The sequence below is a fragment of the Streptomyces sp. NPDC002130 genome (assembly GCF_040296465.1).
Classification (GTDB): Bacteria; Actinomycetota; Actinomycetes; order Streptomycetales; family Streptomycetaceae; genus Streptomyces.
The window spans coordinates 1-9,350 of record NZ_JBEOXI010000291.1 but is presented as its reverse complement, the minus strand read 5'-3'; the positions used below and the strand labels follow the sequence as shown (position 1 = coordinate 9,350).

Genomic DNA, 9,350 nt, shown 5'->3' with positions numbered 1-9,350 from the left:
GCTGCAAGGCGGAGGAGGGAGTCGACGCGGAGCGTCGGTGACCGACGACAACGCCGCAGATGCGCGTGCCAGGCCCCGCGTCTGTGGGCTGATCCGAACGACAGGCCCTAGAGAGGTTCGAGGAACTCCAGGCGGTTGCCCACCGGGTCCTGCGAGAAGAACCGCTGGTGCCCCGGCAGGCCGGTGTCCCAGGTGACGGGCGCCTTGTGGGCTGCCAGCCGCGCGGCGTACGCCTCGATGTCCGTCACCCTCAGCCCCGGGTGGGCCTTCCGCGCCGCCCGGAAGTCCTCCTCGACCCCCAGGTGCAGCTGCACGGCACCGGCCTGGAACCAGCAACCACCCCGCCGGGCGAGCGCCGGCGGCTTGGGCACCTCGGTCATGCCGAGGGTGTCGACGTAGAACGCGCGCAGCCGCTCCTCGCTCCCGGGCGGGGCGGCGAGCTGGACGTGATCGAGGGCGGTGATCATCAGCCCTCCCGCCGGGCCACGGCGAAGAGACGCCGGAAGGGGAAGGGCGTGCCGTGCGGACCGGCCGGGTAGGCCTCGCACAGGGCCGCCCGGTACTCGGCGACGAAGGCGTCCCGCTGCTCGGGCTCGTCGGCGAGCGCGGTCAGCACGGGCCGCAGTCCGGTCCCCTTCACCCAGTCGAGCACCGGGTCCTCGCCCGGGAGCAGGTGGATGTACGTCGTCTCCCACACGTCGGCCGCGCAGCCGAGGGAGGTCAGCCGCTCCAGGTAGGCCTCGGGGGTGGCGACGGCGTCGGCGTGGCGGAGGGTGCCGACGAGCCGGGCGCGCCAGCGCGGTGAATGGGCGAGTTCGCGCATGAGCCGGTGGCTGGGGGCGTCGAAGTTGCCCGGCACCTGGAAGGCGAGGGTGCCGCCCGGTTTCAGCCCGGCCACCCAGTCGGCGAACCGCTCGACGTGCCCCGGCACCCACTGGAGCGTGGCGTTGCTGATGATCAGGTCGTGGGGCTCGCCGGGCGTCCACGTCCGTGCGTCGGCGTGCCCGAAGTCGAGATGCCCGCCCCCGGACGTGGGCCCCTCGTGGTCGACGTGGGCTTTGTCGAGCATCTCGGGCGAGTTGTCGTAGCCGGTGATCCGGGCGGTGGGCCAGCGGGCGGCGAGCAGCGAGGTGACGTTGCCTGGGCCGCAGCCGAGGTCGGCGATGCGGGCCGGCTCCCCGGGCAGGTCGGGCACGCGGGCGAGGAGGTCGGTGAAGGGGCGGGCGCGGTGGCCGGCGTGACGGAGGTACTGGGCCGGGTCCCAGGTGGGGGCGGCTGCGGGCATGGGTTCTCCTGGTGTCCTGGTGGTGGCGGTGCGGGACGTACACCCAGCGTGATCCCCAAGGTATCTCGATGTCAAGAAACTGGACGTCAAGAGACTCTACGTCGACACAACCACTACACTGATCGTCATGGAGGACGAGGTCGATCGGCTGGTCGCAGCGTGGCGCCGGGAGCGCCCGGACCTCGACGTGGAACCGCTCGAGGTGCTCAGCCGCGTGAGCAGGCTGGCCCGGCATCTGGACCGGGCACGGCGGCTGGCGTTCGCGGAGCACAACCTGGAGCCGTGGGAGTTCGACGTCCTGACGGCCCTGCGCCGCGCGGGCACCCCGTACCAGCTCTCGCCGGGACAGCTCCTCACCCAGACCCTCGTCACCTCGGGCACGATGACGAACCGCATCGACCGCCTGGCCAAGAAGGGCCTGGTGGAGCGGCTCCCCGACCCCAGTGACCGCCGCGGCGTCCTGGTCCGGCTGACGGACGAGGGCCGGGACCGCGCGGACCAGGCCCTGGCGGGTCTGCTGGACCAGGAGCGCGCGATCCTCGCGGAGCTCTCCCGAGCCCAGCGCGGCGAGCTGGCGGCGCTGCTACGCCAGCTGACCGCCCCGTTCGACAACATCCCCGGCTAGATCCGCGGGTCCGACCCCGGCCCGCCGCGCCAGGGCGACGGCGGCGAGGGTGGAATGCACGCCGAGCTTGCCGAGAACGTTCTGCATGTGGGTCCGCACGGTGTGCGGCGACAGGAACAGGCGCTCGGCGACGGCCTTGCGCCCCAGCCCCGCGACCATGCACCGCAGCACTTCCCGCTCACGCGGAGTGAGCGACTCGACGAGCCGCTCGCTCTCGGTGCGGTGCTTGCGGGCGGCGGTGAGCTCCCGCAGCACACCCGTCAGCAGGGCGGGCGGCAGATGGGTCTCCTCCCGCAGCACGCCCCGGATGACCGAGAGGAGCCGGGACAGCGAGCAGTCCTTGGCGACCCAGCCGGAGGCGCCGGCCTGCAGGGCGAGCGCCGCCCGCCGCGGATCGTCCTTTGCGGCGAGCACGACGATCCGTACGTTCGGCTGCGCGGAGCGCACTCCCGTGACGAGGGATATCCCGTCGACGAGCCCGTCCTCGTTGCCCTCCTGCACGGGTACGGCCGGGCGGGCGCCCGGTACTTTGCCGCCCAGGTCGGCGTCCACGAGCAGCACGTCGAAGCGCCGTCCCTCGGCGACGGCGCGCTCCAGGCTGCGCAGCGCGGCCGGGCCGCTGCCGGCCGCGGAGACGTCGACATCGGGCTCGGCGGCCAGGGCCGCCGCGAGTGACTCGGCGAAGATGCGATGGTCGTCGACGACCAGGACTCGGATGCGAACCACGTAACCCCCTTCCCCAGTGCTCCCGAAGAGCAGGGGATACCCCATCGTCGGGGGTTGACACCACGCGGGTACGACGCCGGGGTGTCCGGGTCTGCCGCGTCCGACTGTCCGTCGGTGCCGCAGCAGCCTGTCCGGGTCGCCGCAGCCGCACGGCCGCCGCCGTGCAGTAACCGCCACCCCCACCCCGGGCGTCGTACCCGGCTGTCTCGCCCCCTGATCGGCACCGGCCCCCACCGGTGCTGTTCATCAGGGTACGGACGGGGGCCCGGAGCGGAAGGTTATTTGCAGAACTGACTGTCCGACGCGTTTATGGTGTGCCGCATGTTCCGTCTTGAGACAGAAGTCGACAAGGCCCGACGTGATCTGCTCCGCACACGCCTGCGGGACACGAACACAGCCGCCTCTCCGATCCTGCGCGCCCTGCGCGGGACACCCGGCGAACGGGACGTCCCGTTGCACGTGTGGGCTGTGAACGACACCGACGATCTCGCCGGCGGACTGGTCGGCTACACCTGGGCGACGTGGCTGCACGTGACATACCTGTGGGTCGACGAACGCCACCGCGGCCGGGGCCTGGGCGCACAACTCCTCGCGCAGGCAGAACACATCGCGACCACGTCCCGCGGCTGCGGCGCGGCCCGCCTGGAGACGTGGGACTTCCAGGCACCGCAGTTCTATGTGAAGCAGGGGTACGAGGTGGTGTGCGCGGTGCCGGACTATCCACCGGGGGTCACGGAGTACATGCTGACGAAGAGGCTGGGCTGAGGCGGCCGCTCATCGACCGGATGGCGTTGGTTCGCTTGAGTTATCCCCCCCACATGGTCAACGGGAGACACCGTGAACCGCCCCGCTCGGCTCGTGACAGCCGCGCTCACCGCTTCCGCGGGCCCTGCTGCTGACCGCCTGTGGCTCGGGGGGAGGTGACGGTTCGTCGTCTTCCGACAAGATCGCCGGTGCGGATTCGGGCGACAAGGCATCGGCTTCTCCTTCCGCTACCGCGGCGGAGGACGGGATCGATCGGCCGGAGATCAAGCTGCCCGGGGACATGAAGCTGGTGTTCGAGGGCCAGCAGACCGGCGACTCCGTGAAGGACGGGTCCAGGAAAACAGTCCGTCAACCGCTGACCGGGGATGAAGAAAAGCGGCGCCCTCGTACGGACGAGGGCGCCGCTTTCGTATGGTCGGTCAGTGGAGGCGGCGGGCGCCCGGGGACGGGACCGCTTCGAAGACGCGGGGGGTCGTGAAGCCCGCCGACGCGAAGGCCTCCGTCACCGTCTTGGTGATGGTGTCCACGTCCTGCTCCTCCGCGAGGACGATCGCCGAGCCGCCGAAGCCGCCGCCCGTCATGCGGGCGCCCAGGGCACCGTTGGCCAGGGCCGTGTCGACGACCAGGTCCAACTCCGGGCATGAGATGCGGAAGTCGTCTCGAAGGGAGGCGTGGCCTTCGATCAGGACCGGGCCGATCGCGCGGGTCTCGCCGGATTCGAGGAGGGAGACGACCCGTTCGACGCGTGCGTTCTCCGTGACGATGTGGCGGACCAGACGGCGGACCTCCTCCTCGTCGCCCAGGCGGGCCAGGGCCGCGTCCAGGTCGGCGTAGGGGATGTCCCGGAGCGCGTCGACGCCCAGCAGGGCCGCGCCCTTCTCGCAGCCGGCGCGGCGCTTGCCGTACTCGCCCTCGCTGTGGGAGTGCTTGACCTGCGTGTCCACGACCAGCAGGCGCATGCCCTCGGCCGCCAGGTCGAAGGGGATCTGCTTCTGTGAGAGGTCGCGCGTGTCGAGGAACAGGGCGTGGCCGGTCTCGCAGCAGGCCGACGCCGTCTGGTCCATGATGCCGACGGGGGCGCCGACGTAGACGTTCTCCGCGCGCTGGCACAGGCGGGCCAGTTGCCAGCCCTTCATACCCAGTTCGTACAGGTCGTTGAGGGCCAGCGCGACCACGACCTCCAGCGCCGCCGACGACGACAGGCCCGCGCCGGAGGGGACCGTCGAGGCGAGGTGGATGTCGGCGCCGGTGACCGGGTGGCCGGCCTCGCGCAGCGCCCACACCACACCCGACGGGTACGCCGTCCAGTTCCGGTCCGCCTCCGGCGCCAGCTCGTCGACGCGCAGCTCGACGACTCCGCCCTCGACGTCCGCCGAGTGCAGGCGCAGCACGCCGTCCGTGCGCCGGGAGACGGCCGCCACGGCGGTGTGCGGCAGCGCGAAGGGCATCACGAAGCCGTCGTTGTAGTCGGTGTGCTCACCGATGAGGTTGACGCGGCCCGGGGCCGCCCAGACACCCTCGGGGGCGGCTCCGTAGAGCTCCTCGAAACCGTCCCGCACCTGCTGTGCGCCCACTACTGCTCCCTTGCGATGTTCTGCGCGAAGTCCCACGCGTCCGCGACGATGCCCGCGAGGTCCGCGCGGGACGGGTTCCAGCCCAGTTTCTCGCGGGCGGTGGCGGCCGAGGCCACCAGGACCGCCGGGTCGCCGCCCCGGCGGGGGGCCACGACCTCGGGGATCGGGTGGCCCGTGACCCGGCGGACGGTCTCGATGACCTCGCGGACCGAGAAGCCGCTGCCGTTGCCGAGGTTGCAGATCAGGTGTTCGCCGGGGGCGGCGGCCGTCAGGGCGAGCAGGTGGGCCTCGGCCAGGTCCGCGACGTGGATGTAGTCGCGGACGCAGGTGCCGTCGGGTGTCGCGTAGTCGTCGCCGAACACCGAGATCGACTCGCGCCTGCCCTGCGCCACCTGGAGGACCAGCGGGATCAGGTGCGACTCGGGGTCGTGGCGCTCGCCGTACTCGCCGTAGGCGCCCGCCACGTTGAAGTAGCGAAGGGAGACCGCGGCCAGGCCGTGCGCCGCCGCCTCGCCCGTGATCATGTGGTCGACGGCGAGCTTCGAGGCGCCGTACGGGTTCGTGGGGGACGTGGGCGCCGACTCGACGATCGGGACCTGCTCCGGCTCGCCGTACGTCGCCGCCGTCGAGGAGAAGACCAGCTTGCGCACGCCCGCCTCGCGCATCGCGGCCAGCAGCGCCATGGTGCCGGCGACGTTGTTGTCCCAGTACTTCTCCGGCTTCACGACCGACTCGCCGACCTGCGAGAACGCGGCGAAGTGCAAGACGCCGTCGAAGGAGGAGTCCACCCATTTGGCGGCATCGCGGATGTCGCCCTCGACGAACGACGCGCCCGCCGGGACGCCCTCGCGGAAGCCCGTGGAGAGGTTGTCGAGGACGACGACCTCGTGACCGGCCTCCAGCAGGTGCTGTGCGACCACGCTGCCGACGTATCCCGCGCCGCCTGTCACCAGGTACTTTCCGCTCATGAACTCGCTACCTCTCGCAGTCGCTCGGCCGCGTGCTCCGGCGGCACGTCGTTGATGAACACGTTCATGCCGGACTCGGAACCCGCGAGGAACTTCAGCTTGCCGGAAGTGCGGCGGATGGTGAAAAGCTCGAGGTGGAGCGCGAAGTCCTCGCGCACGACCCCGTCGAACTCCTCCAGCGCGCCGAACGGGGCCTGGTGCCAGGCCGCGATGTACGGCGTCGGGGGCTCACTCTCACCGAAGATCCGGTCGAAGCGCCTCAAGAGTTCCAGATAGACCTTGGGGAACTCTGTGCGCGCGCCCTCGTCCAGGCCGAGCAGGTCGGGCACGCGGCGCTTGGGGTACAGGTGGACCTCGTACGGCCAGTGCGCCGCGTACGGCACGAAGGCCACCCAGTGTTCACCCTCCAGGACGACCCGCTCGCCGGCGAGTTCACGCTCCAGGATCGCGTCGAAGAGGTTCTCCCCGCCCGTCATCTCCTTGTGGGTGGCTGCCGAGCGGAGCATCAGCGCGGTGCGGGGGGTGGTGAAGGGGTAGGCGTAGATCTGGCCGTGCGGGTGGCCGAGGGTCACGCCGATCTCGGCGCCCCGGTTCTCGAAGCAGAAGACCTGCTGGACGGCGGGGAGATGGGACAGCTCCGACGTGCGGTCCGTCCAGGCCTCCAGCACCAGGCGCGCCTGCTCCTCGGTGAGGTCGGCGAAGGACGCGTTGTGGTCGGAGGTGAAGCAGACGACCTCGCAGCGGCCCGAGTCGCCGGCGAGCGAGGGGAACCGGTTCTCGAAGACGACGACGTCGTAGGACGAGTCGGGGATCTCGCTCAGGCGATCGCCCGCCGACGGGCACAGGGGGCACTCGTCGGCCGGGGGGTGGTAGGTGCGGCCCTGACGGTGCGAGGCGATGGCGACGGAGTCGCCGAGGAGGGGGTCGCGGCGGATCTCGGACGTGGTGACGGTGCGGTCCAGCGGCCGGCGGTCGGTCGCGTCCCGCACGCTGTCGTCACGCAGGTCGTAGTAGATGAGCTCGCGACCGTCGGCCAGCCGGGTCGAGGTCTTCTTCACGCCGGACTCCTTGTCCTTCAAACAGAACCCAACATATAAAAACACTACCCTCCCCAATCGTCAACATCACAATCCAACAAAGTGCATCAAAGGCCGGGTTCAATTGCTGAACGCGGAGAAGAAGATCCCGCGAGGTATCGGTTCGCGCAAAGAAGCGAGGGCTCATGCACACCCCCACATATCTGTCGGCCGAGCTGCGACTCCCCACGAACTGGCTCGACTACACGATCCTCGGCATCTACTTCCTCGTCGTCCTCGGCATCGGCTTCGCCGCCCGGCGCTCGGTGAAGACCAGTCTCGACTTCTTCCTCTCCGGCCGTTCCCTGCCCGCCTGGGTCACCGGTCTCGCGTTCATCGCGGCCAACCTGGGCGCGACCGAGATCCTGGGCATGGCCGCCAACAGTGCCCAGTACGGCGTCTACACCACGCACTGGTACTGGATCGGCGCCATCCCGGCCATGGTCTTCCTCGGCCTGGTGATGATGCCCTTCTACTACGGCTCCAAGGTCCGCTCGGTCCCGGAGTTCCTGCTGATGCGCTTCGACCGGGCGGCGCACCTGCTCAGTTCGATCCTCTTCGCCTTCGCCGCCATCCTCATCGCCGGCGTCAACCTCTACGCCCTGGCCATCGTCGTCGAGGCGCTGCTGGGCTGGCCGGAGTGGGTGGCGATCGTCGTCGCCGGGTTCTTCGTCCTCGCCTACATCACCCTCGGCGGCCTGTCCTCGGCGATCTACAACGAGGTCCTGCAGTTCTTCGTGATCCTGGCGGCGCTCATCCCCATCTCCGTTCTCGGCCTGAAGAAGGTCGGCGGCTGGGACGGCCTGTCCGACTCCCTCACCGAGAGCCGCGGCGCCGACTTCATGACCTCCTGGGGCGGCACGGGCATCGGCAGCGACAACCCGCTCGGCGCGAACTGGCTGACGATCGTCCTGGGCCTCGGCTTCGTCCTCTCCTTCGGCTACTGGACGACGAACTTCGCCGAAGTGCAGCGCGCGCTGTCCGCGAAGAACCTCTCGGCGGCCCAGCGCACCCCGCTGATCGCCGCGTTCCCGAAGATCTTCATCGTGTTCCTGGTGATGATCCCGGGCCTGGTCGCCGCGGTGCTGGTGCCGAAGATCGGCACGTCCGGCTCCGACCTCCAGTACAACGACGCGATCCCCTACCTGATGTCCCAGCTGCTGCCCAACGGTGTGCTGGGCATCGCCGTCACCGGCCTGCTCGCGGCGTTCATGGCGGGCATGGCGGCGAACGTGTCGTCCTTCAACACCGTGTTCACCACGGACATCTGGGCGAAGTACGTGGTGAAGGGCCGCGAGGACGAGTACTACGTCCGCTTCGGCCGCCTCATCACCGCGATCGGCGTCCTGGCCTCCATCGGCACGGCGTTCCTCGCCCGCTCGTTCTCCAACATCATGGCCTACCTCCAGACGCTGTTCTCCTTCTTCAACGTGCCGATGTTCGTCGTCTTCATCATTGGCATGTTCTGGAAGCGGGCGTCCATGAAGTCGGGCTTCTGGGGGCTGATCGCGGGCACCACCGCCGCGATGGTCAACTACTTCGTCCTCTACAAGCGGGACATCGTCGACATCCCCTCCGACCAGGGGGCCAACTTCGTCTCGGCGATCGCCGGCTTCGTCGCGGGCGCGGTCGTCATGGTGGCGGTGTCGCTGTTCACCGCGCCGAAGCCCACGGAGGAGCTGCAGGGGCTGGTCTACGGCACACGCTCGCCCGGCATGGCGGAGCCACCGGCCCCCGGGGACGAGGCCTGGTACCGCAAGCCGGCCCTGCTGGGCTGGGGCGCGGTCGTCCTGGCCGCGGCCTGCTACATCCCGTTCTCGTTCTGACCGAACCCCGACCGAGGAGTGTGATCGCACATGTCCGAGTTCTACTCCGAGAAGGACCTGCAACGGGAAGTCACCGAACTGCAGGGCAAGTCGGCGACCGCCGCGCGGCTGTTCGACATCCGGCGGATCATCGGCGGGCTGTTCGTGGTCTACGGCGTGATCGTCACGATCGCCGGCTTCACGGCGTCCGACGCCGACATCGACAAGGCGGAGGGGGTCAACATCAACCTGTGGACCGGGCTGGGGATGCTGCTGCTGGGCCTGTTCTTCCTGGCGTGGCTGAAGCTGAGGCCTGCGGCGCCGGCACCTCCGGGGGTTGAACCGGAGGACGACGCGCGGGTGGAGTGAACCGGGGTGCCCCAGTTCGCGGCGTCGGTGCCGAGGCCGGGTGGGTGCGCAGCCCGGCGGAGCGGGGTGCCGCTGCGCCCACCCGTGCCGCCCCAGGCGGCACGCATGCCCGCAGCTGGGGCAGAGCGCGCCCGCGCCCGCGTACGGCGAGAAGGGG

Annotated in this window: 10 protein-coding genes; 4 read left to right on the top strand and 6 right to left on the bottom strand. The window is 70.2% G+C overall.

Annotation, left to right across the window (positions count from 1 at the left end; translation table 11 throughout):
• Positions 1-107 precede the first annotated feature (107 nt).
• On the bottom strand, positions 108-467 hold the full coding sequence (locus ABT116_RS35535; RefSeq protein ID WP_351642643.1) for a VOC family protein: 360 nt from the start codon (positions 465-467) through the stop codon (positions 108-110).
• Positions 467-1,285, bottom strand: coding sequence for a trans-aconitate 2-methyltransferase (locus ABT116_RS35530; protein WP_351642640.1), 819 nt, complete (start codon positions 1,283-1,285; stop codon positions 467-469). Before ABT116_RS35530 ends, ABT116_RS35535 begins: the two co-directional genes overlap by 1 nt.
• 127 nt (positions 1,286-1,412) lie before the next feature.
• Between ABT116_RS35530 and tamR the strand changes: the two genes are divergently transcribed.
• On the top strand, positions 1,413-1,910 hold the full coding sequence (gene tamR / locus ABT116_RS35525) for a MarR family transcriptional regulator TamR (RefSeq protein WP_351642638.1): 498 nt from the start codon (positions 1,413-1,415) through the stop codon (positions 1,908-1,910).
• Here the strand turns inward: tamR and ABT116_RS35520 are convergent.
• Positions 1,869-2,636 (bottom strand): LuxR C-terminal-related transcriptional regulator, encoded by a 768-nt coding sequence (locus tag ABT116_RS35520; protein WP_351642635.1) that lies wholly within the window; start codon positions 2,634-2,636, stop codon positions 1,869-1,871. The genes tamR and ABT116_RS35520 overlap by 42 nt on opposite strands.
• 309 nt (positions 2,637-2,945) lie before the next feature.
• On the opposite strand from ABT116_RS35520, the gene ABT116_RS35515 reads away from it, so the two are divergent.
• Positions 2,946-3,401: a GNAT family N-acetyltransferase gene (locus ABT116_RS35515; protein ID WP_351642633.1), complete on the top strand. Its 456-nt coding sequence runs from the start codon at positions 2,946-2,948 to the stop codon at positions 3,399-3,401.
• A gap of 419 nt (positions 3,402-3,820) precedes the next feature.
• On the opposite strand, the gene galK is transcribed toward ABT116_RS35515, so the two are convergent.
• The 3 genes from galK to galT are packed head-to-tail and all read right to left on the bottom strand — an operon-like array spanning position 3,821 to position 7,001.
• Entirely contained in the window at positions 3,821-4,975 is a 1,155-nt protein-coding gene (gene galK, locus ABT116_RS35510; RefSeq protein WP_351642630.1) for a galactokinase, read from the bottom strand.
• Positions 4,975-5,943, bottom strand: a complete 969-nt coding sequence (galE, locus tag ABT116_RS35505; protein WP_351642627.1) for a UDP-glucose 4-epimerase GalE — start codon at positions 5,941-5,943, stop codon at positions 4,975-4,977. The genes galK and galE overlap by 1 nt, the downstream gene beginning before the upstream one ends.
• Complete coding sequence (gene galT / locus ABT116_RS35500; RefSeq protein ID WP_351642624.1) at positions 5,940-7,001, bottom strand: galactose-1-phosphate uridylyltransferase; 1,062 nt, start codon at positions 6,999-7,001, stop codon at positions 5,940-5,942. Before galT ends, galE begins: the two co-directional genes overlap by 4 nt.
• A 164-nt stretch (positions 7,002-7,165) precedes the next feature.
• Between galT and ABT116_RS35495 the strand changes: the two genes are divergently transcribed.
• Together ABT116_RS35495 and ABT116_RS35490 are read left to right on the top strand one after the other, a co-directional pair.
• Positions 7,166-8,845 carry a sodium:solute symporter family protein gene (locus ABT116_RS35495; protein WP_351642621.1) on the top strand — a complete coding sequence of 560 codons (1,680 nt, stop codon included), beginning with the start codon at positions 7,166-7,168 and terminating at the stop codon, positions 8,843-8,845.
• Between the two features lie 30 nt (positions 8,846-8,875).
• Positions 8,876-9,193, top strand: coding sequence for a hypothetical protein (locus tag ABT116_RS35490; protein WP_351642618.1), 318 nt, complete (start codon positions 8,876-8,878; stop codon positions 9,191-9,193).
• Positions 9,194-9,350: the final 157 nt, after the last annotated feature.